General features: G+C 70.4%; 23 protein-coding genes and 2 pseudogenes. 14 read left to right on the top strand and 11 right to left on the bottom strand.

What is annotated here, in order from left to right; all coding sequences use genetic code 11:
• The first annotated feature begins 14 nt into the window (after positions 1 to 14).
• The 7 genes from ACFY61_RS31525 to ACFY61_RS31495 all read left to right on the top strand — a co-directional run bounded on the left by ACFY61_RS31525 (position 15) and on the right by ACFY61_RS31495 (position 6,252).
• A complete protein-coding gene (locus tag ACFY61_RS31525; protein ID WP_389477785.1) occupies positions 15 to 1,016 on the top strand; it encodes a 3-oxoacyl-ACP synthase III family protein in 1,002 nt (333 codons plus the stop codon).
• On the top strand, positions 1,013 to 1,783 hold the full coding sequence (locus tag ACFY61_RS31520) for a 3-oxoacyl-ACP reductase family protein (protein ID WP_389477783.1): 771 nt from the start codon (positions 1,013 to 1,015) through the stop codon (positions 1,781 to 1,783). The genes ACFY61_RS31525 and ACFY61_RS31520 overlap by 4 nt, the downstream gene beginning before the upstream one ends.
• Before the next feature lie 31 nt (positions 1,784 to 1,814).
• Positions 1,815 to 3,047 carry an acyltransferase domain-containing protein gene (locus tag ACFY61_RS31515; protein ID WP_389477781.1) on the top strand — a complete coding sequence of 411 codons (1,233 nt, stop codon included), beginning with the start codon at positions 1,815 to 1,817 and terminating at the stop codon, positions 3,045 to 3,047.
• Positions 3,048 to 3,106: 59 nt separating this feature from the next.
• Positions 3,107 to 4,600, top strand: a complete 1,494-nt coding sequence (locus ACFY61_RS31510; RefSeq protein WP_389477779.1) for an FAD-binding protein — start codon at positions 3,107 to 3,109, stop codon at positions 4,598 to 4,600.
• Between the two features lie 46 nt (positions 4,601 to 4,646).
• The gene (locus ACFY61_RS31505) at positions 4,647 to 5,021 is read left to right on the top strand and encodes a YybH family protein (RefSeq protein WP_389477777.1); all 375 of its coding nucleotides are present in this window, start codon (positions 4,647 to 4,649) and stop codon (positions 5,019 to 5,021) included.
• A gap of 11 nt (positions 5,022 to 5,032) precedes the next feature.
• On the top strand, positions 5,033 to 5,461 hold the full coding sequence (locus ACFY61_RS31500; RefSeq protein ID WP_389477775.1) for an acyl-CoA thioesterase: 429 nt from the start codon (positions 5,033 to 5,035) through the stop codon (positions 5,459 to 5,461).
• A 128-nt stretch (positions 5,462 to 5,589) separates the two neighbouring features.
• Entirely contained in the window at positions 5,590 to 6,252 is a 663-nt protein-coding gene (locus ACFY61_RS31495) for a 4'-phosphopantetheinyl transferase family protein (protein WP_389477773.1), read from the top strand.
• A 133-nt stretch (positions 6,253 to 6,385) separates the two neighbouring features.
• Here ACFY61_RS31495 and ACFY61_RS31490 read toward each other — a convergent pair whose 3' ends face one another.
• Complete coding sequence (locus ACFY61_RS31490; RefSeq protein WP_389477771.1) at positions 6,386 to 6,757, bottom strand: hypothetical protein; 372 nt, start codon at positions 6,755 to 6,757, stop codon at positions 6,386 to 6,388.
• Positions 6,754 to 7,221, bottom strand: a complete 468-nt coding sequence (locus ACFY61_RS31485) for a transcriptional regulator (protein WP_389477769.1) — start codon at positions 7,219 to 7,221, stop codon at positions 6,754 to 6,756. Before ACFY61_RS31485 ends, ACFY61_RS31490 begins: the two co-directional genes overlap by 4 nt.
• A 276-nt stretch (positions 7,222 to 7,497) precedes the next feature.
• Here ACFY61_RS31485 and ACFY61_RS31480 point away from each other — a divergent pair, with 276 nt between their 5' ends.
• Positions 7,498 to 8,610, top strand: coding sequence for a glutamate--cysteine ligase (locus ACFY61_RS31480; RefSeq protein WP_389477767.1), 1,113 nt, complete (start codon positions 7,498 to 7,500; stop codon positions 8,608 to 8,610).
• A gap of 130 nt (positions 8,611 to 8,740) precedes the next feature.
• Positions 8,741 to 9,082: a HopJ type III effector protein gene (locus tag ACFY61_RS31475; protein ID WP_389477765.1), complete on the top strand. Its 342-nt coding sequence runs from the start codon at positions 8,741 to 8,743 to the stop codon at positions 9,080 to 9,082.
• A 7-nt stretch (positions 9,083 to 9,089) separates the two neighbouring features.
• Here ACFY61_RS31475 and ACFY61_RS31470 read toward each other — a convergent pair whose 3' ends face one another.
• Both ACFY61_RS31470 and ACFY61_RS31465 read right to left on the bottom strand, forming a co-directional pair.
• Positions 9,090 to 9,881 carry an endonuclease/exonuclease/phosphatase family protein gene (locus ACFY61_RS31470; RefSeq protein WP_389477892.1) on the bottom strand — a complete coding sequence of 264 codons (792 nt, stop codon included), beginning with the start codon at positions 9,879 to 9,881 and terminating at the stop codon, positions 9,090 to 9,092.
• 129 nt (positions 9,882 to 10,010) lie between these two features.
• Positions 10,011 to 11,216, bottom strand: a complete 1,206-nt coding sequence (locus ACFY61_RS31465; protein WP_389477763.1) for a hypothetical protein — start codon at positions 11,214 to 11,216, stop codon at positions 10,011 to 10,013.
• Between the two features lie 388 nt (positions 11,217 to 11,604).
• On the opposite strand from ACFY61_RS31465, the pseudogene ACFY61_RS31460 reads away from it, so the two are divergent.
• Positions 11,605 to 11,987, top strand: a pseudogene (locus ACFY61_RS31460) (ATP-binding protein); the annotation flags it as partial.
• 91 nt (positions 11,988 to 12,078) lie between these two features.
• On the opposite strand, the gene ACFY61_RS31455 reads toward ACFY61_RS31460, so the two are convergent.
• On the bottom strand, positions 12,079 to 12,555 hold the full coding sequence (locus tag ACFY61_RS31455) for a hypothetical protein (RefSeq protein ID WP_389477761.1): 477 nt from the start codon (positions 12,553 to 12,555) through the stop codon (positions 12,079 to 12,081).
• Positions 12,556 to 13,068: 513 nt separating this feature from the next.
• Positions 13,069 to 13,206 carry a hypothetical protein gene (locus ACFY61_RS31450; RefSeq protein ID WP_389477759.1) on the bottom strand — a complete coding sequence of 46 codons (138 nt, stop codon included), beginning with the start codon at positions 13,204 to 13,206 and terminating at the stop codon, positions 13,069 to 13,071.
• 28 nt (positions 13,207 to 13,234) lie between these two features.
• Here ACFY61_RS31450 and ACFY61_RS31445 point away from each other — a divergent pair, with 28 nt between their 5' ends.
• Together ACFY61_RS31445 and ACFY61_RS31440 are read left to right on the top strand one after the other, a co-directional pair.
• Positions 13,235 to 13,357 (top strand): hypothetical protein, encoded by a 123-nt coding sequence (locus ACFY61_RS31445; RefSeq protein ID WP_389477757.1) that lies wholly within the window; start codon positions 13,235 to 13,237, stop codon positions 13,355 to 13,357.
• A 347-nt stretch (positions 13,358 to 13,704) separates the two neighbouring features.
• Complete coding sequence (locus tag ACFY61_RS31440) at positions 13,705 to 14,031, top strand: GYD domain-containing protein (protein ID WP_389477755.1); 327 nt, start codon at positions 13,705 to 13,707, stop codon at positions 14,029 to 14,031.
• 268 nt (positions 14,032 to 14,299) lie between these two features.
• On the opposite strand, the gene ACFY61_RS31435 is transcribed toward ACFY61_RS31440, so the two are convergent.
• The gene (locus ACFY61_RS31435; RefSeq protein ID WP_389477753.1) at positions 14,300 to 14,773 is read right to left on the bottom strand and encodes a carboxymuconolactone decarboxylase family protein; all 474 of its coding nucleotides are present in this window, start codon (positions 14,771 to 14,773) and stop codon (positions 14,300 to 14,302) included.
• A gap of 240 nt (positions 14,774 to 15,013) precedes the next feature.
• The gene (locus tag ACFY61_RS31430) at positions 15,014 to 15,514 is read right to left on the bottom strand and encodes a cupin domain-containing protein (protein ID WP_389477750.1); all 501 of its coding nucleotides are present in this window, start codon (positions 15,512 to 15,514) and stop codon (positions 15,014 to 15,016) included.
• Between the two features lie 491 nt (positions 15,515 to 16,005).
• Here ACFY61_RS31430 and ACFY61_RS31425 point away from each other — a divergent pair.
• Positions 16,006 to 20,761: pseudogene (locus tag ACFY61_RS31425) on the top strand (DUF6531 domain-containing protein); the annotation flags it as partial.
• Positions 20,762 to 20,849: 88 nt separating this feature from the next.
• On the opposite strand, the gene ACFY61_RS31420 reads toward ACFY61_RS31425, so the two are convergent.
• Both ACFY61_RS31420 and ACFY61_RS31415 read right to left on the bottom strand, forming a co-directional pair.
• Positions 20,850 to 21,575 (bottom strand): hypothetical protein, encoded by a 726-nt coding sequence (locus ACFY61_RS31420; RefSeq protein WP_389477748.1) that lies wholly within the window; start codon positions 21,573 to 21,575, stop codon positions 20,850 to 20,852.
• 259 nt (positions 21,576 to 21,834) lie between these two features.
• A complete protein-coding gene (locus ACFY61_RS31415) occupies positions 21,835 to 22,011 on the bottom strand; it encodes a CsbD family protein (RefSeq protein WP_389477746.1) in 177 nt (58 codons plus the stop codon).
• Positions 22,012 to 22,042: 31 nt separating this feature from the next.
• On the opposite strand from ACFY61_RS31415, the gene ACFY61_RS31410 reads away from it, so the two are divergent.
• Positions 22,043 to 22,294 carry a hypothetical protein gene (locus ACFY61_RS31410; RefSeq protein WP_389477744.1) on the top strand — a complete coding sequence of 84 codons (252 nt, stop codon included), beginning with the start codon at positions 22,043 to 22,045 and terminating at the stop codon, positions 22,292 to 22,294.
• Positions 22,295 to 22,383: 89 nt separating this feature from the next.
• Here the strand turns inward: ACFY61_RS31410 and ACFY61_RS31405 are convergent, their stop codons facing one another.
• On the bottom strand, positions 22,384 to 23,160 hold the full coding sequence (locus ACFY61_RS31405; protein WP_389477742.1) for a hypothetical protein: 777 nt from the start codon (positions 23,158 to 23,160) through the stop codon (positions 22,384 to 22,386).
• Between the last annotated feature and the right edge of the window lie 890 nt (positions 23,161 to 24,050).

The following is a 24,050-nucleotide window of genomic DNA, read 5'->3' as shown; positions in this document are numbered from 1 at the left end:
CCGCGGAGGCACGCATGTCAGGAATCGGCATCATCGGGTGGGGCAAGTACCTCCCCGAAGGCAGGCTCACCAACGCCGAACTCGCCGAACGGTTCGGCGTGGACGACGACTGGATCGTGCAGCGCACCGGCATCCGCGAGCGGCGCGTCGTCGGACCGGGCGAGACCACCGCCTCGCTGGCCGTCGAAGCCGGCCGGCGGGCCCTGGAGAACGCCGGCCTCCGGCCCGACGAGATCTCGCACCTCATCGTCGCCTCGGGCACGCCCGAGCAGCTGTCGCCGGCCACCTCCGCGTTCGTCCAGCGCGAACTGGGCACCGCGGGCGGCGCCCACGACGTCAACGCCGAATGCGCCAGCTTCGCCTACGGCTTCGTCGTCGCGGCCGGCCTCATGGCGATCGACCCCCGCCCCATCCTGCTGATCGGCACCGACACGCACTCCCTCGTCGTCAACCCCGAGGACCGCGACCTCTCGGTCCTCATCGGCGACGGCGCCGGCGCGGTCGTCCTCGCGCCCCACGACCGCAGCTGGCTGCGGACCTGGGACATGGGGTGCGACGGCTCCAAGGTCGACAGCCTCAAGGTCCCGGCCGGCGGCAGCCGCCTCCCGGCCAGCGAGGAGACCCTCCGCCAGAAGCAGCACTACGCCCAGATCAAGGGCAACGAGATCTACCTGCACGCCGTCCGCTTCACCGTCGGCTCGGTACGCCGCACCCTCGAGGCGGCCGACCTCGGCCCCGAGGACATCGACCACCTGCTGCCCCACCAGGCGAACATGCGCATCCTCGACTCCATCCTCGAACACAGCGGCGTCCCCAGGGAACGCCTGATCACCAACATCGAGCACTACGGCAACACCGGGGCGGCGTCCATGCCGATCGCCCTCGCCGAGGCACTCGACGCCGGACGCGTCAAGAAGGGCGACCGCGTCCTCTTCGCGGCGTTCGGCGCCGGCATGGTCTGGGTCACCGCACTCATCGAATGGGGCGCGGGCGAGCCGACGGAGTGGCGGTCATGAGCGCCCCCGCCACCGACGACCGCCCCTTCGCGGCGCAGCGTCCCGAGAAGCCCGTCGCCCTCGTCACCGGAGCGTCCGGCGGCTTCGGCGCCGCCGTGGCCATCGAGCTCGACCGGCTCGGATGCCGCGTCGCACTCCACTACAACCGCGCCGAGGACGGCGCCCGGGAGGTCAGCGAACGCCTCACGAACGACTCCGTCGTCGTCCAGGCCGACATCGCCTGCTGGGGCTCGGTCACCGCGATGCACCGCCGCGTCACCGAGGAACTCGGCGACGTCGACGTCCTCGTCAGCAACGCGGCCATCCGCAAGGACGCCCTGATGATGGCCCAGTCACCCGAGGTGTGGAGCGAAGTCGTCCAGACCAACCTCATGGGCACCTTCCACGTCTGCCGCGCCGTCCTGCCGTCCATGGTCAGACGGCGGTGGGGGCGCATCATCAACGTCGTCTCCCCGTCGGCCCTGGTCGCCACACCCGGCCAGACCGCCTACGCCGCCTCCAAGTCCGGGGTGATCGCGCTCACGCGCACCCTGGCCACCGAATGCGGCCGGCGCGGGGTGACCGTCAACGCCGTCTCACCCGGCTTCATGGAGACGCGGATGACGGCGAGCGCCACCGACAAGTTCCGCCAGAACCTCGCCGCCAACCTGCCGGTACCCCGGCTGACCACCCCGGAGGAGGTCGCACCCGCCATCCGCGTCTTCCTGGACAACGACTACGTCACCGGGCAGGTCCTCAGCGTCGACGGCGGAATCTCCCTCACCTGAGACACCCCGCCGGCACGGGAGGAAACCGAACATGACGGTCACCGACACCGCCCACCACACGGCCCGGCTGCTGTGCTGGGCGGGCTCGGACCCGGCGGACGAACGCGCCGCCCGTGCCAGGGTCGCCGGCGCCCTGCGCGCCGGTGCCCCACCACCCCCACCGGTCCCGGGGCCGGTCCGCGGGGCGGTGGTCACCACGGCGGCCCGGGCCCTCGACGACCTCGCGGCCGCCCCGGTGCGACGGGCCCCGGCCGGCGGACCCCGCCCCGTCGCCCTGCTGCTGCCCGGCCAGGGCTCCCAGCACCAGGGCATGGCCACCGGGCTGTACCGCGACGAACCCGTGTTCCGCGCGGCCGTCGACGACGTCCTGGAACGGTGGGGAGCCGAGGGCGAGGCCATCCGCGCCGACTGGCTCGGCACCGGCACCGGCCCCGGAATCCCCATCGACGACGTACGCCGCGCCCAGCCGCTGCTGTTCGCCGTCGACCACGGCCTGGGCCGGCTCCTGCTCGGCTGGGGCGTCACCCCCGCCGAGGCACTGGGCCACAGCGCCGGCGAGGTCGTCGCGGCGACCCTCGCCGGCGTGCTCACCGTCGCGGAGGCCGCCGCCCTGGTCCACGGCCGGGTACGGGCCGCCGCCCGCGTCCCGGCCGGCGGCATGCTCGCCGTGGCCGCCTCCACCCGGACGCTCCGCCCCTACCTGTCCGGGCAGGTCGCCGTGGCCGCCGTCAACGCACCACGGCGTACCCTGCTGGCCGGCCCGCGCGCCGAACTGGCCGCCGTCACCGCCCGCCTCACCGCCGACGGCCTGACCGCCCGACCGGTCCCCGCCACCACCCCCTTCCACAGCCCCGCGATGGAACCGGCCGTCGCCGCGGCCGAACCGGCCTTCCGCACACCACCCGGACCACCCCGCTTCCCCGTCCGCTCCGGCTACACCGGACGCCTCCTCACGGCCGGTGAAGCGGGCTCCCCGCGTTTCTGGGCCCGCCAGATAGCCGACACCGTCCACTTCGGACCCGCCCTCACCGCGATGCTCGACGGCGGCGACCGGCTCCTCGTCGAATGCGGACCCGGCCGCACCCTGTCCGCCCTCGCCCACCAGCAACCCGCCGTACGCACCGGAGGCAGCACGGTGCTCTCCATGCTGCCCGGCGACCGGCCCGACCGCGCCGCCGCCCTCGACGTCGCCGCCGCCCTCTGGTGCGAGGGCCACGACCTCCTACTCGGCGACCGGCCGGCGACCACCCCGAGCCCCCGGTGAACCGGCCCCGCCCGGACGGGCTTGCGCTCCCCTTGCGACCCGGGGCGTACCAACGACACATGCATACGGACCTCTCACGCCGGAAGATCCTGTCCGGCCTGGCAGTCGGAGCGGGCGCGGCGGTACTGGGGTGGAACCCCAACACCAAGGCATGGGCCACCACCCCCGGTTCGACGACAGGCATCGCGCAGGCACCCGCCCTCGACGGCACGCTCGTCCTCCCCGCCGACGCGTCGGCGTTCAGCAAGGACTTCGGCCACCTGTTCACCCGCCAGCCCCGGGCCGTCCTCACCCCCGGCTCGGTCGCGGACATCCAGAAGGTCGTCCGCTTCGCCCGCAACAACCGGATACCCGTCGCCGTCAACGGCCAGAGCGGAACCGGCACCGAGGACCGCGAATCGCACTCCCACTACGGCCAGGCCCTGGTCGAGGGCGGCATCGCCATCGACCCCAAGCCGCTCGGCATGATCCACGGCATCTCGCGCGGCATCGCCGACGTCGGCGCCGGCGTCACCTGGTCCACCCTCGCGCTGCGCGCCCTCGAATCCGGCCAGACCCTCCCCGTCTACAACGACTTCGCCCACCTGTCGATCGGCGGCACCCTGAGCGTCGGCGGCCTCGGCGGCACCAGCCAGCGCTACGGCGCACAGGCCGACAACGTCGAGTGGCTCCAGGTGGTCACCGGCACCGGCGAACTGGTCACCTGCTCCCGCACCACCAACCGCGCGCTCTTCGACGCCGTCCTCGTGGGCGGCGGGCAGTACGCCGTCATCGTGCGGGCCGGCGTCAGGCTGATCCCCGCCGAGACCACCGCCCGCTCCCTCGAATTCACCTACACCGACCGGGCCGCCTTCCTGCGTGACTCGCTGGCCGTCATGCGGGCCGGCGTGGTCCACGACCAGAACGGCTACGCCGAACCCGCACCCGGAGGCGGCTGGACCTACCGCCTGGCGCTCGGCATGTTCTACTCGGCGCCCGCCCAGCCCGACGTCGCCGCCCTCCAGGCCGTGCTCTCGCCCGAGGCGACCGCCGGCCCCACCGCCGACATGCCGTTCCGCGACTGGCTGCTGCGCTTCGAGCCGAACTGGGCCGCCCTCAAGGCCGCCGGCTTCTGGGGTGCCAGCAAGCCCTGGCTCATGATGTTCGTCGGCCTCGACAACACCCCCGCCTACCTCGACACCGTGCTCGGCGAACTGACGGCCACCCAGATGGGCCCCGGCCCGGTCCGCATCTCCCCGATGGACGCCAACGCCGTCACCCGCCCCAACTTCGTCCTGCCCCGCCGCCGCACCAACGAGTTCTTCGAGGTCAGCCTCATCCGCTTCCCCGCCCCCAACCACCCCGACGTCCCCGGCCTGCTCGCCCAGAACCGCCGCTTCTACGACCGTGCCGTCGCCCTCGGCGCCAAGCGCTACCTCGTCGGCTCCGTGCCCTCGATGACCCGCGCCGACTGGCAGACCCACTACGGGACGCGCTGGACCCAGCTCTGCTCCCTCAAGCGCCAGTACGACCCCGCCGGGATCCTCACCCCGGGCCAGGGCATCTTCGGCTGACCCGCCGACGGCCCGCGCCCCGCGACTCCAGCAAGGAGAACCAGCAATGCCGGCACAACGCCCGGAAGACCTCCCCGGCCTCATCGCCGAGGCCTTCAACACCAACGACAAGCAGGCCATGCTCGACCTGTACGAGCCCGACGGCATCCTCGTCACCCCGCCGGACGGCGCCCAGCAGGCGGGGCTCGCGGCCGTCGACGAAGCCCTGACCCCCATGTTCGCCGCCATCACGGCGGCCGAGATCACCATGACCAGCGCGATGCGCGCCGGCGACATCGCCATGACGCACGCCGACTGGCACCTGGTGGGCAAGGACGAGGCCGGCGAACCGATCGACCTCAGGGGCAAGGGCACCGTGGTGTCCCGCCGCCGGCCCGACGGCACCTGGCGGATCCTCTTCGACGACCCGGTCGGGGCCTGAAGGAGGACCGAGTGCAGCAACCGTTCACCGTCCGCATCCAAGCCCGCGGCTACGAGGTCGACCGCCAGGGCCACCTCAACCAGGCCGTGTACACGCAGTACGCGGAACACGCCCGCTGGGAGTTCCTGCAAGCCGCCGGCCTCACCCCCGACGTCCTCGGCGAGGCCGGGACCGGCCCGGTCCTGCTCAAGACCACCATCCGCTTCCAGCGCGAGCTGCGCACCGGCGACGAAGTCGACGTGGGCTGCGCCATCAGCGGATCCCGCGGCAAACTCGTCGAACTGCTCCAGCAGTTCCAGACGCCCGGCGGTATCCCGGTCGCCCGGATCGAAAGCGTCATCGGCCTGCTCGACCTCACCACACGCCGCCTGCTCCCCGACCCCCTCGCCACCCTGCGCGAGCTGGCCAAGCGGCCCGACATGCTCGGAACCGACACCTGAACGACCACGGGAGGGCAGCAGCGACGAACGCCTCCTCGGAAGTGCGGAACGCCGCGCGGCAGCCGGCCGCGCGGCGCCCCGCCCACGCACGGCACGAACCGACACCCACCAGCCCCCGGATCCCCGGGGTGACCACCGCCATGGGCCGCCTCCCGGACGGCCCGGACGCACCCGCCGAGGACACCTGGCGGGCCGTGCTGTCCCCCGCCGAACTGCGGCGCGCCGGCACCTACCGCTTCGACACCGACCGCCGCCAGTTCCAGTACACCCGCTGGATGCTCCGCACCGAACTCTCCCGCCTCGCCCCCGTCCCACCGCGCGACTGGGAGTTCGTCCAGTCCCACCACGGCAAACCCGCACTCCACCCCCGGTTCGGGCTGGACCTCCACTTCAGCCTGTCCCACTCCGGAGGCGTCTGCCTCGTCGGCATCGCCCACGGCCACCCGGTCGGCGTCGACGTCCAGACCTGCGCCACCCTGCACGAACCCGGCCACGTCGGACGCCGCCTCGTCACCAGGAGCCTCTCACCGGAGGAACAGACCGACCTCGACCGCGTACCCGCCCACGACCGGCGGGACGCCTTCGTCCAGCTCTGGGCCCTCAAGGAGGCCTACGCCAAAGCCGTCGGCCTCGGCCTGCGCCTCCCCTTCCGCCAGATCGCCTTCCGCACGGACGGCCACGGCACGATCCGGCTCCTGCGCACCGCCGCGGTCCCCGACCCCACCCGCTGGGCCTGCCACGCACCCCAGGCACCCACCGGCTTCCGCATCGGCGTCTGCGTGGCCACCTGACACACTTTCCCCTCCGCGGGAACGATGTGCGCCCCACGACCTCCCGTGCCCTCGGACGGGAACCGCACCCACCCCAGCACCCGCCACCCCACCTGCGATTTCCCCCCGGGGGTAACGATGTACCGCACTCCCGTCAGGAAGCGTGGAGATGCCTCACCGTCGCCAGGGGAGCGTCGTCCCCGGGCTCGGCCACCGCCGGCAGACCCGTGGCCCTGGTACCGAGCCGGTAGAACTTCACGCCCACCGCCGTGTAAGCGAGCTGCAGCCACCCGTTCTCGGTCAGCCGCCCGATGCTGCGCGATGCACTGGTGGTGCTCAGACCCAGCATCCGGCCGATGTCCGTGGCCGTGGTGCGCACGGGCTCGCCCATGGCGACGGCCGTGGCGTAGTACATCAGCACCTTCACGTCCGCGCCCTGCCTGAGCTGCGACCGCAGGAGGAGATCGTTGAGCTCGGCGGCCTCCATGAAACGCGGGGCGAACGGATCTGCGATCTGCGAGGTCATGACGCCTCCTTCTCCCGCGGGCGGGTGGTCGAGGGATGCCGTGCGTGCTGCGTGGCGTGCCGTTGCTGCCCCGAGGAACCGTCGTAGGCGACCCGGGGATTCAGCTTGTAGAACTTCACCCGGCCCACCTTCTCCGCCTCCAGGAGGTAGCCCCCGCGGTGAAGGTTACCCACCGACCTGCTCACCGCATTCGGACGTAACTCCAGGTCCACGCCGATCTCCCGGAAGCTCATGCGCAACGGCTCGTCCCCCGGCGGCGAGTTGAACAGGTAGTAGCCCCAGACCAGCTTGTCGTTCTTGGTGTACCCGCTGTCCCTGGAGTACAGCGCCGCCCCCAGCCGCTTGCTCGCGTTGACGTGCCGCCCGCCCCCGCTCCACGCGAACGGCTTGTCGTTCTTGTCGAGCAGCTCCAGCTGGAGGTACTCGCCGGTCGCGGTGTTCGCTGCCGGCCTGGCCCCACCCATACCACTCCTCACCTCACGCTTTCCCTCGGAGGGGAACGTGGTAGGCGACCGTAGTTGTCCTTCCCCCTGGAGGGAATCCTTCCACCGCGACTCCCCGGAACCCCCCTGCGATCATTTCCCCTCCAGGGGAAAGACGCGTCCCGATCCGCAACTCGAATAGCCCTCAGCGATACACCACATCCCCCCTGACCTGCGCCGATCCCAACCCCCTCTATAGGCACCCTTCCCGCCCCGCGTTCTGTCCCCGGACCCGGCGCGCATGCCACCATGACCGCCATGACGAGCACAGGGCGGACCACCCCGCTCACCGTCGGTGTCGAGGAGGAGTTCCTCCTGGTCGACCCCCTCACCCGCGAACTGCGCGCCGACGCCGAGAAGGTGGTCACCGAAGCCGCACCCGAACTCGGCGACCGCATCGGCCCCGAACTCACCCGCTACCAGGTCGAGACCCGCACCGACCCCCACGTCCACCTCGCCGACCTCGCCGACCAGATCCGCTCCACCCGCCGCACCCTGGCCCGGGCCGCCACCCGCCAAGGCCTGCGCGTCACCTCCACCGGCACCCCCGTCCTCGCCCCACCCGGCCCGCCACCGCTGACCGACGCCCCCCGCTACGCCCGCAGCGCCGCCACGTTCCGGGCCCTGGACGACGAGCAGCTCGCCTGCGCCTGCCACGTCCACATCGGCGTCCCGGACCTCCCCACCGCCCTCCGGATCAGCAACCACCTGCGCCCCTGGATCCCCCTCCTGATCACCCTCTCGGCGAACTCGCCGTACTGGGCGGGCCGGGACACCGGCTACGCCAGCTGGCGCACCACCACCTGGGGCCGCTGGCCCGTCGCCGGCCCCCCGCCCTTCTTCGCCTCCCCGTCCCACTTCGAGGACCTCGTCGCCGGCTTCCTCGACAACGGCACCCTCCTGGACCGCGGCGGCCTGTACTGGGACATCCGCCCCTCCCACCACCAGCCCACCCTGGAGTTCCGCGCCGCCGACGCCACCGCCACCTCCGACGACACCGCCCTGCTCGCCGGCGTCGTCCGCGCGATGACCGCGACCGCCATGGCGGCCATCGCCGCCGGCGAACCACCCCCGCGGCCCGCCACCGAACTCCTCCGGGCAGCCTGCTGGCGCGCCGCCCGCGACGGCCTCGCCGGACACGGCATCGACCCCGCCACCGGCCGGCTCGTCCCCGCCACCACCCAGATCGACCGGCTCCTGACCCACCTGCGACCCGCCCTCCACCACCACGGCGACACCGACCTCGTCGACACCCTCTGGTCCCGCCTCCGCGCCCACGGCAGCCGCGCCGACGCCCAACGCGCGGCCCACCACCCCCGCGCCCGCCTCACCGACGTCGTGGACCACCTGATCGCCACCACCCCCCTCTGAGCCCCAGGCGGACCACACGACACGGAGCCGAGCCCCCCGTTCCAACATGTGGCCGTCCCCCACCCGCCGTCCCCGCAGCGAGTACCGTCGTCCGGTCGATCAGCCCGTCCGTCCACCCAGGAGAACCACCATGACCGACCTGGACTCGCTGCGAGCAAGCCTCGCCTCAGGTGAGCACGAGTTCGCCGACACCCTCGCCTTCGTCGCCGAGCACTACGAGTACCGGCCCCAGGCCTTCCGCAACGGGGAACTCGAGAACGCCGCCGGCGAGAACGAGGGTTCCTGCAAGACCCTGGGACTGGCCCTGCTGGAAGGACTCAGCGACCAGGAAGCACTGCTGGCCTTCGGCGAGCACTACCGCAACGTGCTGGCGACCCCGGACGGCACCGACCACGGCAACATCCGCAACCTCGCGGCCCACGGCCTGGCAGCGGTGACCTTCGCCGGACAACCGCTGACCCGCAAGAACTGAACAGCCATCACCCGGCATCGACATCGGCGTACAGCAGGTGGTGGTCCGAGTAGGCCGTCGGAACCACACGCTGCCCCAGCGGGACGACGCCCCGCAGCAGGACGTAGTCGAACTTGGTCTCCCAGTCGGTGGTCGGCTCGCACGCCCCGGCCCCACACCGCCCACCGGCGTGCGGCCCCAGGAGGACGTCGAGCTCGGAGGCGGTCGGCCGCGCGTTGAGATCACCGAGAACGATCACACGGTCGTGCCGGGCGACGGCTGCACCGAGCACGCCGGCCTGCTGCGCCCGCACCGCCTCCTGACGCCGTTCGGCGAGGTGCGTGTTGAAGACACGTACGGGCCGGCCACCCACCACGGTCGTGACCGCCATGTACCCCCGGTCCTCGGACCCGCCATCGGGGTACTCCTCCACGACGACGCCCGTCATCGGTGCCGCCGAGAGCACCGCCTGGCCGTAGGCCCCGGGACGCCACGGCAACCCACCGCACCGGTTCCAGTTCCGCAGCACCGTCCCGTACTCGACGTGGTAGACCAGCCCGTACGCCGCCCGCAGACGCTGCCGGATCTCCTCGACATCACGCACGCACGCCTCCTGCAGCCCGACCACCTCGGGCGCGTGCGCGGCGATCTCCGCCGCCCGCTCGCCGTTGCCCACGTCACACGGGTTGCAGATGTTCCACGTCATGACCCGCCCGGCCACGACCGAGCCGGACCCGTCGAACAGCTCACCCCGCGGTGCACTGGAGCCCACGAACAACACGCACCCCACCACCACACCGACACCGACGAGCAGCCGCATTCCCCTACCCACCACCTCCGCCTCCCCTCCGCCGACCCCAGAATCCGACACCCACCCGCGCGAGGCCAGAGGACGATCACCAAAAGACGAACCACAGTACGAGGTCGACAGCACCACGTCCGAACAGCGTCAGGTCCGACGCGGACCGGACAGGGTCACCAGCCGTGCTCCGGCCGCGGCACGTACCTCGGGCGTCTCCATAGGGTCATCGCGCAGAAGGGCGATCCGCGCCAGGGTCTCCGGGGTCGCGGGTGCAGAGGCGATCCCCAGCAGCCGCGCCGTCTCCTCGCAGTCCCACAGGGACTCGGTGTACACGTACTCCAGGCCGTCCCCGTCGATCGCGGCGAGTGCCTCCAGGTACGCGGTCCGCTCATACGAGTGCGGGGTGCTCAGCCAGAAGCGCCGCAGGCAGGGCACTGCGCCGGCGGCGCCGGGACCGAACCGGGCCAGACGCCGGGCCGTCCGGTCGGGGCCGCACCAGGCCCGAGCCGCCCATTGCTCCGCGAGTTCCTCCACGAGTCCCGGCAACGCCTCGGGGCCAGGGTGGTCGGCCAGGATCTCGGCACCCAGCCGAGCCAGCCACGCCCGCTCATCCTGCGCCCAGCCGCGCGCCGCCGGCACGGCGGCGGCGCCGAGGCGCTCAACGGCCCGCCTGAGCAGGGGCAGAGCTCGGCGGCCGTCCCGGGTGCCCAGCGAGGGCACCAGCGGGACCAGTCCCTCGGAGGGCTCCCGCCGGTTCAGCGCACGCAGTGCATCGACCTTCTCGGCGGCTTCCCCACGGGCGTCGGCGAGCAGGGTGAGGAGGTCCGCGGTCCTGAGCCCGGACAGCGACGGCCGCGCCACCGACGGCCGGCTCCGTACCTCGATCCCGAACCGCGTCCACGGCTCGGCGAACCACGGAAGCTCCGCTTCTCCTCCCATCCGAGCACGTGCCACATCACCGAGGTCCTCCCACCACTCCACCGGCCAGCAGGCTGACACCGACTCCAACACCACAACCCAATGCCCACCCGTCCGGACATACGCCCGAAGCCCCTCCCGGGCCTCGTCCGATCCGGCAAGAGCCAGCAGCTCCAACACCTCACAGGCCCGCAAGCAGGACTCCTCGTCCCCCGCCAGCTGGTCCACGACCGGCGCCGGAGACAGCTCCAGGTCCCGCACCAGCCGCGCCAGGTACAACGACCGGTCGTCGGTGCCGTCCCACCGCCAGTCACGGCGGATCCCGTCGTACACGAACACAGCGGAACCCTGCGGGTCCCGGAGCGCGCGCACCGCGCCCAGACCACGCCCCCGCTGCAGCAGCCCCTCGACGCAGTCGGGGTGGGCGTATCTCATCTCGCACTCATCGCTCATCACCGCGAACCCTGCCCGACGCGGACGCCACCCCGCCAGTTCCCCCGGCGACCGCGCACCGGGCGTGAAGCCGTGACAGCGGGTACGCGCGGCCGGCCACCTCCCCCGGGCGGGGGAGGCGACCCCTACCTACGGACGATGCCCGGGCACCGGGGCCGCAGCGACGCTTGCGTGGCACATGCCCTCACCCGTCGAGACCGGAGCATCCTCATGCTGAAGTGGACCCTGCGCGCCGCCGCCGTCCTCGCCATCGCCGCCGTGATCGCCACCCCCGTAGCCGCGCCCGCACCCGAAGCCGCCGTCGCCACCCCGCCCGCCACCGCCACACCCGCAGCCAGCCGCGCCACCGCCCAGCTCCCCTCCGATGGCCGGCTACCGGGTCAAGTACGTGCTGGCCACCAAGCTGGTCAACGAGCTCGTTGAGGCCGCCGAGGAGAAGCAGCTCTCCAAGACGATCGCCCGCTACGGCCGTGTTGATCTTTTGTGCATCGACGAGCTCGGCTACATGGAGCTCGACCGCCGCGGCGCTGAACTCCTCTTCCAGGCCCTGACCGAACGCGAGGAGAAGAACAGCGTGGCCATCGCCTCGAACGAGTCGTTCGGCGGCTGGACCAAGACGTTCACCGACCCCCGTCTCTGCGCGGCCATCGTCGACCGTCTCACTTCAACGGCACGATCATCGAGACCGGAACCGACTCCTACCGCCTCGCCAGCACCCGGGCTCGCGCCGAGGAGTCGGCCAAGGCCGGCTGACTGCTGCCGCTACTTGCCTTGACGGCCCCGCCGCCCTCAGGGCGGCGGGGCCGTCAGTTGGATGCACCCAATCCGCCAAATGAGACGATGTTTAACTGGTTGTTGCGCAGATCGCGTAGAAGTGCCCGTTAGTGGTAGGTGCTCCGTCAAGGGCCTGGACTGTGACTCTCCAAGCCGTTTGATCCGGGGTGGGGCCGGACTCGAGCACGTGGATGTCGTGAATCCCAGAGTCGTCCGCAGAGGCTCCTCCCCCGATAACGTGCTTGCCGGTGGGGCAGTCAACGTCAGTCGCAACAATGCCATTGTTGAAAACTGCGAACGGTTCCGACACCACTTCATACCCCGGGATGCCGTTATTCGCGGGCGGAGTTGTTGTCGTCGCGGTCTGGTGGCAGGAAGTTGCCTGGTTGAACTGGTTGTTGTCGCCGTTCACATTGTTCTGAACTCCACACAGCAGTGGCGACAGCAGCCCGAGCAGGTTGTCGTCGGCATGGGCCTGTCCGGAGCCCGCTGCCGCCATGGCCATCGCGGCTGTCAGACTTGCGAAGATCCGACTAATCTTCCTCAAGAGAACACTCCTTGCTCGACGACAGCATGTTGATCAATCAGTCGAGCACTCTATCTCTGGCAGATCGCGACGTCGCGAACTGGCACGGCCGCTTCATCCATTCAGTGGTATGACCACCTACGGTGGTGAGTCGCGGCAAGACAACTGGCCATAAAGAACTTCCGGCGAGGTCGATTCACAGATCTCTTCCCCAGAGAGATTCAGGCGCAATTGCATTTGACCTCAAGGCAGGTGAACCGATTGGACTTAATTCTGCAGGCCGCAGATACTCGGGGATGGTTGTGCGCGAATGTCGGTCTAGACCGGGAACGGGCCACCGGATGGGCACTCGGCCGCGTCCTGCAGAACTGCCTCTGGGAGATCGAGGACGGGGCGGTCACAACAGCCCAAGCGGAAACCATCGCCCAAGCGCTACTGGGCTCCTGACTCCTCCGCTCACGGGGCCAGCCAGCTCGACCAGGGCGGGGACGCGATCAGTGCCTATCTCCTTGCGGCCCCGGACAAGACGGCCAGTCATGGTGGAACTCCCGCCGGCGCTTTCGCCGCCGCCACCCTCGCCGCCTCCGCCGTCGTCTTCACCGGCGGCAGCGCCAGCGCCGCCCCCAGCTGCCAGGAATGGAGCGACCAGTCCACGTACAGGGTCTCCTGCACCGGTACTTCCCGCGCCTACCTCGACTACGTGAAGTGCCAGAACGGCAAGACCGTCTACGGCGTCACCACCAGCAACGGCGGCTGGTCCTACGCCTACTGCTCCAGCGTCGGCTCGATTCGCGCCACCGCCGGCACCTACAAGTTCGTCTAGACGAAAGCTCCGGGCGCATGAGGCGAGGGTCTGGCTGGAGACCCTCGCGGCGCCCAGTACGTGCCGCCACCGGCGTCAGCGCCCGTCGCAGCCGGGCACAGGGCGGGGGCGGCCATCGCCGATCCGTTCACCCCGACAGAAGCCTGGCCTGCCGACACATCGCTCTCCGGGCCGCTCGGTCGCCGCAGGAGCCGGACGGACCCTGAAGTGACCTGGAGCACCCCATGCAACACGTCGTTTATGGGCCGTGGCGGTCATCGTCCCCGGCTGATCGGGGGAAGTGTGAGCCATCCGGTCCTTCTCCCACCGGGTGCGGGCACCCATGCCTCAAACGAGGGAGAGACGCGATGCCGCTTTATCTGTCAAGGTTCAGTTACACGCCGGAGACGTGGGCGAGGCTGATCGGTCACCCCGAGGACCGTGCAAAGGCCGCTCAGTCCTACATCGAGTCCGCCGGTGGAAAGCTCCACGGCTTCTGGTACGCCTTCGGCACACACGACGGCTACAATCTCTGGGAAGCTCCGGACAACGTGTCCATGGCCTCGGTGGCGCTGGCGATCAGTGGCGGCGGCGCTCTCAGCTCTTTTGAGACGACCGTTCTCCTGAGCATCGACGAAACACTCGACGCCCTGCGCAGAGCCGGGCACATCCAATACCGGGCTCCTGGCAAGTAGCGGACCGGCGAGTCGGCCTGCCACCCATGACGGCCCCACGCCGGGCTCCGCCGTGGTGACCACCCCGACTGGCCAACTGCGCCATCACCGAACCCGGCCTGAGCGGCTGTCGCATCGTCACCGGTCAAACCAGACCGCATCCGGGCCTGACCTCGGCACCGCGCGGGGCGGCGAGGGCCGCCCCGCCCGGAACCGCGTCACCCCACCCACCCGATGCGCGCCCTGCGCACGGGACCCGGCTGAGGAGGCGCTGGACCGGTTCCGTCCGTCAGGCGAACTGGCCGACCTGGTAGTCGCCGGCGGGCAACTGCACCATGACGTTGACCCGGTTGAACGCGTTGATCAGGGCGATCAGCGACATCAGGGCGGCGAGCTGCTCCTCGTCGTAGTGCTCGGCCGCCTTCGCCCAGACCTCGTCCGGCACCCCGCCGGCCGCGTCCGCGATGCGGGTGCCCTGCTCGGCGAGCTCCAACGCCGCGCGCTCGGCCTCGGTGAAGACCGTGGCCTCCCGCCAGGCCGCCACCAGGTTCAGGCGCGTCGGGCTTTCACCGGCGGCGGCGGCCTCCTTGGTGTGCATGTCGAGGCAGAAACCACAGCCGTTGATCTGGCTGGCACGGATCTTCACCAGTTCCTGCGTCGACAGGGGCAGTCCGGTGTCCTTCAGGTGGGTGCCGGCCGCGATGAGCTGCTTGAGGAACTTGCCGGCGACCGGGCTGGCGAAGAGGTTCAGACGGGCGTCCATGGTGTGCTCCTGTGCCGTTGGTGACGGGTACACACCTCTGACCGGACAGCTCCGCGGAACCTGACAGGGCCGCGGTGTGACGTACGTCCCCCACCGACCCGCGCCACGACGGCCGGACCATGACACCTGTCCTCCGGCCGACGACCCCGCATACGCCAGCTCGTGGAGACCGCCCCGACCGGCTCACCCGACGGCGCGCCGGATGATGACGGCGCCCACACCACCGGCTTCACGGTCGCGCTAAGGGTGGCCGGGTCGGCAGTAGCGCTGGACGAGGTCGGCGTGGTCGGGGAAGCGGGTCATGAGCTCGTCCGGGCGGCCGAGGGTCATATCGGCGTAGTCGAATCCGGGCGCCACGGCTTCACTGATGAGGGCGTGGTCACCGTCGACGAGATGGGAGGCCTTCCAGACCCCTCCGGGCACGGCCAGGCTGAGGAGCTCTCCCCGGCCGATGTCCTGCCCGAGGACGGCGCTGCTGTAGCGGCCGTCGGGGTGGAGCAGGTGGTAGGTGATCGGTTCGCCGTGGTGGTGGAAGTGCAGGACGTCGGACCGGTTCACGTGCCAGTGACCCACGGGTGACCAGTGCGTGAGCAGGTAGTGGATGGAGGTCAGCGTGTAGCGCTCACCAGCGGGTGTCCGGATGCGCGGACGGTGGTCTGCCTGGAAGGTCCGCCGGAAGTATCCGCCTTCGATGTGGGCTTCCAGCCCGAGGGTGTCGATCCAGTGCTGCGCTGTGATCACGGCGTCCTCCGGTGCCCACGGGAGCGCCCATGTGCCGGGGCGTGGCTCTGTCCAGGCCAATCTATGCGCAATCCATCCACGTCCGTCCGTGTAGTTCAGGGCGGCGCAGCACCGTCTCCGGGCCCCGGTATTCACGAGGATCCAGTACGGGATTGGTCAACCGCGAGGTGATCCGCTCACTCAACGTTGCCGCATCAACTGAATTTGTGCCAGAGCCCGTTCCCGTGGACAAAACCAGTCGGCTCGGCCATGACGGTCTTGCTGCCGCGCCCACGCGTGCGGACCCGGCCTCCGGATCGGTCGGTGAGCCGACTGCCTGCTGCTCTCCCACGCCTGCATAGCAATGCCGCCGTCGAGGGGGCTTCCCATGGCTCGGTCCTTCAGGCGGATGCGGAGGTGGCCGGATGCGCTATCGCATGCACGTAAAACGTTCATCAGATGATAGAAGTTGCCTGTTCTGATGGTGTGTTTGTTCGGGGGTTTGCGAAAGCATGGCAGTAACGGTTCCGGACTGGGCAGATACCCTCCTGGATGTCATCGGCGTGGCGTGGCCGAACGTCGACGAGGACGCCTACCGGGACATGGCTGACGCACTCCGGGAGTTCGCCGAAGACCTGGCAGACGACGGGCAGCTGGCGAACAACCACCTCCAGCGCGTGATCTCCGCCAGTGACGGCGAATCGATTCAGGCCTTGGACAAGCACTGGGCCAAGGTCAAGGACAGACATTTCAAGGACATCGCGGACGCCGCGCGGGTCATCGCCGGAGCAATGGACTCTGCAGCAGGGGCCATCGAGGCAATGAAGCTCGCCGCAATCGTCCAACTCGGTTATCTCGCGGCCGAGGCCGGTATCGCGATCGCCGCCATCCCGCTGACCGGTGGCCTGTCAGCCCTGCTGGGCGCGGGTGCGATGCGGGTGACCCAGGAAGCCGTCAAGCGCCTGATCAAGGAGTGCGTGGAGGAGGCCGTCGGCTACGTAGTCGCCGCGATGACAGAGCCTGCTGTCGCCGCCCTGGAGGGAATCACCGCCGACCTGGTGGTGCAGCTCGGCGCGATGGCGATCGGCCTCCAGGATGAGATCGACGTCGAACAGGCAAGGGACGCCGGCAGGGAGGGATTCAGCGAGGGCGTTCAGTCCGGCAAGGAGGCCATGCACCTGGCCTCCGCCTCTGCCGGGGCCGGGAGCGCAGGCAGCGGGCTGACCGATCTGTTCATCGACCACGCCGAGCATCGCGGCGCAGGCGGGCGGCTTCACGGCGTAAGCGGCAACATCCACGGCAAGACGGCGGGGAAGCTCGGCAAGGCGAAGTCCGCCCACGGGCGCACGCGCGGCCGGGATTCGATAGCGCAGGCCCTCGATCCCGTGGCGGACAAGGCCATTGGTGCCTTGGAGAAGGCGACGAAGGCCATCGGTGACCATGTGGGCAAGACCCTGCCGAAGGCCGTCAAGCAGATATCCGTCGACCACAAGAAGACCGACGACGCGCTGCGCGACAGGTTCGCCCGTCTACACAAGGACGTCGGCGGCACGGGCGGTGACTCCTCGGGCCCCCGCGGAAACGAGGGACGGGACAGTAGGGACCGTCGCGGTACGCGCGGCAGTGACAGCGCCCGCACCCGGCCGAACTCATTGCGCGGTGCCACCACGGATCCGCGTCGCAAATCCATCCCTCTCAACGGCAAGACTTGCGAGGGAGACCCCGTCGACGTCGCCACGGGCGAGATGACCCTGCCCCAGACGGACGTCTCCCTCCCCGGAACGCTCCCCCTCGTGCTGACCCGGACCCATCTTGTCCGAATACCGCTACGGACAGTGGTTCGGCCGGAGCTGGGCCTCGACCCTGGACGAGCGGCTCGAGGCCGATCCCCTCGGTGCAGGGATGATCTGGGCGCGCGAGGACGGCTCCCTCCTGGTGTACCCACGAACTCCGCAACCGGGCGGGGAACCCGTACTCCCGCTCGAAGGGCCCCAGCTCGCCCTGACCCACGACGGAGAAGCCGGAGCGACGACGACCTTCCGCATCACCGACCCGGACAGCGCCACCGCCCGGCTCTTCTCCGGCAGCCCATACAACACCTCCACCGCGTACTGGCTGACCGACATCCAGGACCGCCACGGAAACGGCATCTCCATCACCCGGCGCGGCGACGGAGCGCCCGTCACCGTGCAGCACGACGGCGGCTACCGGGTGGTCGTCGACACCCGGAACGGACGGGTCGAGAGTCTGGCTCTGGCCACACCCCAGGGCCCGGTGACAGCCCGGTCATACGCCTACGGTGACACGGGGGACCTCACCTCGGTCACGAACTCCTCAGGGCTCCCGCTGTCCTTCACCTACGACGCGGACGGCCGCATCACCTCCTGGACCGACAGTAGGTCCTCCACCTTCACTTACGTCTACGACGACGCCGGGCGCGTGGTGCGGACCGTCGGACCCGCCGGGTTCATGTCCTCGGCCTTCTCGTACGACACCGAATCCCGCGTCACCCGGTACACGGACTCGACCGGTGCCACCACCACCTTCCAGCTGAACCAGCGACTCCAGGTCGTCGCCGTCACGGACCCCACCGGTCACACCACCCACACGGAGTACGACCCACATGACCGGCTCGTCTCCGTCACCGACGCGCTGGGCCACACCTCCTACTTCACGCACGACGCTGCCGGACGTCCCACCGAGCTGACCCGAGCCGACGGCCGGCGCACCACGGTGACCTACGGCGAGCAGGGCCTGCCCGCATCGGTCACCGAGCCGGACGGGGCGACGTGGCGCCACACTTATGACGACCACGGCAACCGGATCGAGCTGACCGACCCTGCGGGTGCCACCACCCGCTACACCTACGACGGGCACGGCGCCGTCACGTCCGTCACGGACGCCAACGGGCTCACGGTCACAATCACTCGTAACGATGCGGGCCTTCCCCTGACCGTCACCGACGCGTCAGGCGCGGTGACATCGCACGCGTACGACGCGTTGGGCCGCCTTACCCGGGTGACCAACCCTCTCGGCGGCACCACCCACCTGACGTGGTCCGTCGAAGGCCTGCTGACCTCCCGTACCAACCCCGTCGGTACCACGGAGCGGTGGACTTACGACGGCGAGGGCAACTGCACCACCTACACCGACGGCCTCGGCCAAACCACCCGCTTCGAGTACGGCCCCTTCGACCTGCCCACCCTCCGCGTCGCCCCCGACGGTGCGCGGTACGCCTACCACCACGACACCGAGCTGCGTCTCATCCGAGCCGTGAACCCCCAAGGCCTGACGTGGACGTACGAGTACGACGGCGCGGGTCGGCTGACCTCGGAAAGCGACTTCGACGGCCGAGCGGTCACCTACGCCTACGACGGGGCCGGCCAGCTCACCAGCCGCGTCAATGCCGCCGGGCAGGCAGTCCACTACCGGTACGACAGCGTCGGAAACCTCGTCGAGAAGGAGTCAGACGCCGGTGTCGTCCACTACACCAACGACCCCTGCGGACGCCTCGTTCACGCCGTCGGCCCGGACGCGACACTGCGCATGGGTTATGACGCGGTGGGACGCCTCGTCAGCGAAACCGTTGACGGCCGCACCCTCACCACCGAGTGCGACGCAACCGGCCGGCGCACGAAACGCATCACCCCGGCCGGGACCGTCACCACCTACCAGTACGACGCGGTCACAGGCCGGCGCACGGGGCTGAACACCGCCGGCCGGACGTTCACCTTCGAGCACAACGCGATGGGCCGCGAAACCGCGCGCCGCCTCCACCACGCCTTCACCCTGCACCACACATGGGACCCGGCAGGCCTCCTCAGCCGCCAGGTCCTCACCACTCCCGGGACGCCCGGCACCGTCGTGCAGCGCGGATACGCCTACCGGGCGGACGGCATCCCCACCGCCATCACCGACAGCCGGACCGGCCGCCGGACCTACGACCTCGACGCCGTAGGCCGGGTCACCCGCGTCACGGCCGACAACTGGCAGGAGTCGTACGCCTACGACCTGGCCGGTAACCAGACCCACGCCGCGTGGCCGGACCGGCACACCGACCCGCGCAGCCGCGGAGAGCGGGCTTACGAAGGCACCCTCCTCACCCAGGCCGGAGATACACGCTACGAGTACGACGCCCAGGGGCGGGCCGTACTCCGTCAGCGGACCCGGCTGTCCCGCAAGCCCGACAACTGGCGCTACGCCTGGGACGCCGAGGATCACCTCACTGCCGTCACCACCCCGGACGGCACCCGGTGGCGGTACCTGTACGACCCGCTCGGCCGGCGCGTCGCCAAGCAGCGCCTCGGCCAGGACGGCGAGACGGTCATGGAGGAGACCGTCTTCACCTGGGACGGCTCCACCCTCACCGAACAGACCACCACGGAAACCGGGACGGCGGTTGCGGTCACCCTCACCTGGGACCATGACGGAGCCACACCGCTCTCCCAGACGGAAACCAAACACCTCGCGGACCTGCCACAGAGTGTGGTGGACCAACGATTCTTCGCCATCGTCACCGACCAGATCGGCACCCCCACCGAACTCGTCGACGAGGCGGGACGAATCGCCTGGTACACCCGCGCCTCGGTCTGGGGCGCCACGACCTGGAACCGCGACGCCACGGCGTACACACCACTGCGCTTCCCGGGCCAGTACTACGACCCGGAGACCGGGCTCCACCACAACTACTTCCGCCACTACGACCCCAGGACCGGCCGGTACCTGTCGCTCGACCCACTGGGACTCGACCCGGCTCCGAACCCTCGCACCTATGTCGACAACCCGCTCAGCTACAGCGACCCGCTGGGGCTGACTCCGTGTGACGAGAACGACGTCACCTGGAACGGCCGAGTCCGCTACGGTGACCCCGGTCCGGGCGGCCGCGCCACCACCATGCGCGCACGCATCGAGCCGGGAATGACGGGCGGTAGGACCAACCCCTCCGTCAAGGTCCCCGGCTACGAGAAGTACAAGAAGCTCAACAAGACCCACCTGCTCGGAGCTCAGATCGGCGGCTCGAACAAGGACCCCCGGAACTTCGTGACCATGCACCGATTCGCCAACTCGCCGGTCATGCGAAAGATCGAGGACCAGATCCGGGCAGCCGTCGACAGCCGTGGAGAAACCATCGAGTACACCGTCACGCCGATCTACTCCACTGACGATCCGACCGACGTGATCCCCAAGGGCCTCGTCATCCACGCCCGTGGGAACAAGGGGTTCCAGTTCACTCCCTACGAAGGCGGAACGCCCACGAACCACATCACTCGAACCGCAGGTCGGCGCAGGTGGACGGGGGCATGGCGAGTGGGGCCCCGCCCCGCCGCGTCCGGGTCGCTGACGCGCCCCTGGCCCGTCACTGCCGCCGGGCCCGGTCGAGATCGGCGATCTCGACTGCCGTCGCCGTCGGGGGCCGGCCCACCTGGACCTGCTGGAGGCGCTTGATCGTGGCGGCGAGGACGTGACGGGCATCGGTGGCGTCGCCGGAGGCGTCCTCGACCCGTACCCGGGCGACGACGGTGCCGGACCTGGTGTAGCCGTAGACCGTGCCGCTCGATCCGGTGTGCCTGAGGAAGAGGGACTCCTCGCCGACCGGCGTGGGCGCCTCGGCGGGCGGCGCCGTCTCGTCCCGGTCCGGCAGCAGGGCGTACGCCGCCTTCGCGTGCGCGACGGTGTCGAACTGGCAGACGTGCAGGTCGATCTCGCGCGAGACGGTCGACCCCCGGTAGTCGTAGTCTCCCCTGACCGACCGCTGCCAGCCGGGGGAGGCGGCACCGTTCGGGGGAGCGCAGTCGTCGGCCTCGCCCGTCATGCTCTTGTGCAGGCTGCCCGGGTAGTAGCCGGCCACGATGTCCCCCGCGTCGGGGACCGCCAGGGTGAAGTCGCTCATGCGGAGCTGTTCGGTCAGTGGTACGTCGGAGTCGTCCTTGAACGGTTCCGGCGCCGCCGGCGCGGCCGACGGCTTCCCGTCTCCGGCGCGCGAGGCCGGCGCCCCGGCCTCCCCTGCCTTGTCCGTCGAGCAGGCGGAGAGGGCAAGGCAGGCCAGCAGGGCTGCGGTGAAGGGGATGTGACTGCGAGTCATTTGATCAAGACTAGCCCGCCTGCGGGTCTGCGGGACAGGCGGGGCGGGGCCGGGGCGGCGTTCGGTGCGGGTGCCGGACGCGTCTTGACGAAGCTCGTGGTCCCGTCCGAGGAGGTCTTCGAACGGCTGGGGGCGATCAGGGGGGCAAAGCACCTGTCGGGGCCTGGTGTCTGGTTGGGAGTGTGGCTGGGCCCCGACCTAGGGGGGTGGTCGGGGCCCAGTGGGTTGCCGCGGGTCAGGGCCGCGGCACGGGTGTGGTTCAGTGGCGGCGGAAGGTGTCCTTGACGTCTTCCTTGGCCTGGCGGACGTTGCCCTTGGCCTGGTCGGCGTGTCCGTCGGCGGTCATCCGCTCGTTGCCAGCCATGCGGCCCATGGCCTCCTTGACCTTGCCCTTGGCCTGCTCGACGTGGGCCTTGGTCTTCTCGTCGCCCGACATGGGGACCTCCTCGTGTAGTACCGGGTTGGTCGTGACGACTCGCCTGCTCACGATCCCGACGCCCAAACCCCGCATCGGCCCGCCGATGTCGGATCTCCCCGCCGCCGTACGGGCCGTGCACACCGCCGGGGACCTGCCGACAGCCGTCGTCCTCGCGCACCGCCTGGAGGCGCAGCTGGAGGCGGACCACGGCCCGGGCGACCCGGCCACCGTGACGGTGCTAACCACCCGCGCCAGGCCCAGGCAGTCGGAGCGGCCAGCCCCGACTCTGCGCATTCGATAGGTCTGGCCGCGGCGCAGACCCGAGCAGCGCTGCAGCCTGCCTGCGCCGGGTGCCCCGGCCCCACTGGCCTGCGACTGGCCGGTGGGGTTTCAGGAGCGCTGGTCGGATGCGTTGCGCAGGGCGAGCGTGACCTCAGCCATCTCCTTGAGGTCGGTGGCGTCGGCGGCCAGGAAGGTGCCCGTGGTGTAGTCGTCGATCCACCCGCAGACGATGGTTCCGGGTGCGGGAGTGTCGGTGTGTCCGCACCCGAGGCCTCCTCCCAGGGGGCCTGCGGGGAACCATTCGACGTCACTGGCTTTGGCGCCGGCGAACAAGTTGCGGAACTGCTGAGCGGTCGAGTCGCGCTTCTTCTCCGCGGTGAGTTTCGGGCTCTTCTCCACGCTCAGAATGGACAGCACGCCGTCCGGAGTTGCATCTCCGTCGGCGTCGAAGACCCAGTAGTCGCCCTTGACGGGCGACCCGGCCATCTGCGCCTCGTACGGGGCGGCCTGCTCGCCGGTCAGCAACCGGTAGCGCCCCACCTGCGCCGGCGCCGCGATGGTGCGCGCCGGTACTTCCGCCGTTGTCCCGGTCCCGGCCTCGGCTGCGGTTCCGGCCTTCCGGGATGCCGGATCGTAGTCGGCCACGGCCTTGGCCGTGCCGCCCGCGGTGATCAGGGCGGCCGCGACCAGTACGCGGACCCGCCGACGCTGCCGCAGGGCGGGAAGCTGCGCCGCCGGCAGCGGCGCCTGCGACGCGGTGGCTCGCCGGTAGGTACGCGTCAGCCGCCAGAGCAACGCGACGGCAGCCAGTGTGATGAGGATGGTGCCGGATGCGTGGCCGAGAGCGTAGGCATGGGAAGTGGGGTCGATGGCCGTGTGGATCACCGGCACAGACTAGGCCAGAAAATCACTGACAGTAGTTACGGTTGCGCAACGCCCCGAGCCGCAGCCGGCAGTCCGCCGCATGGTGTCTGAAGGATGGCATCGACGCGGCGAGTGGGGCGCTCGTGAGCAATACAGCTAGCGGCGCCCTGGGGTCTCTGGTCGCCTGCCCGCGTCTGCTTGGCTCGTCGCGGGGTTTCGCGGCCGCGGAACCCCCGCTATGTTCGCGCCCGGCCCGGACGGCGGACCGGGGCAGGCCCGGTGCCAACCCGCCCGGACACCGGGCGGCGTGGCCTTGGTGCGTGGGCGCAGTGAGGAGTCATGCCGCCCGCGAGGCGGGCGGCGGGCTCGGGCCAATACTGAAGCAGACCCGGTCCCGTGACCTCTCGCAGCTCCAGGCCGCTCGGTACTCTCGGCTGACAGCAACCGAACGTCCTCATCCGCTACAGCCCCGGCTGGGCGGCGGACGTGCTACGCCCTGTCTCGACCGCCGGGTGCTGGACAGGCTGGTGACCTGATGGGGATGCTAGGTCTTCTCGGGATCCTACACAGCCAACCGAACCATGATGCAGTCTACCGGGGCGGCAGCTATGTGGACAGGACCCGGATCCCAGGCCGCTTCTCGCGCGGAACCTCACCGATCCGTCAGCCGAGCGAGACCGCCCCCTCGCCGCTGCCAGCCAGGCCCGCTTGCGGGCCTTCGGGCTGGAGGCGAAGCCGGAAGACCGGGGGTGGGAGCGAAGCGGACACCCAACAGGCCGAAGGCCTGAACCCCGTGAAACGGGGTCACCTCCCGCGCGAAGCGCGGGAGCCTCCAAAGGCCCGCTTGCGGGCCCCAGCCCGGGTGGAGCGCAGCGGAACCCGGGCAGTCCGAAGCGCAGCGGAGGACCCGG

Source organism: Streptomyces sp. NPDC012888 (assembly GCF_042900645.1).
Lineage (GTDB): Bacteria > Actinomycetota > Actinomycetes > Streptomycetales > Streptomycetaceae > Streptomyces.
Note: the sequence above shows the minus strand (reverse complement) of the source record. Positions and strands in the feature narration are given on the sequence as shown.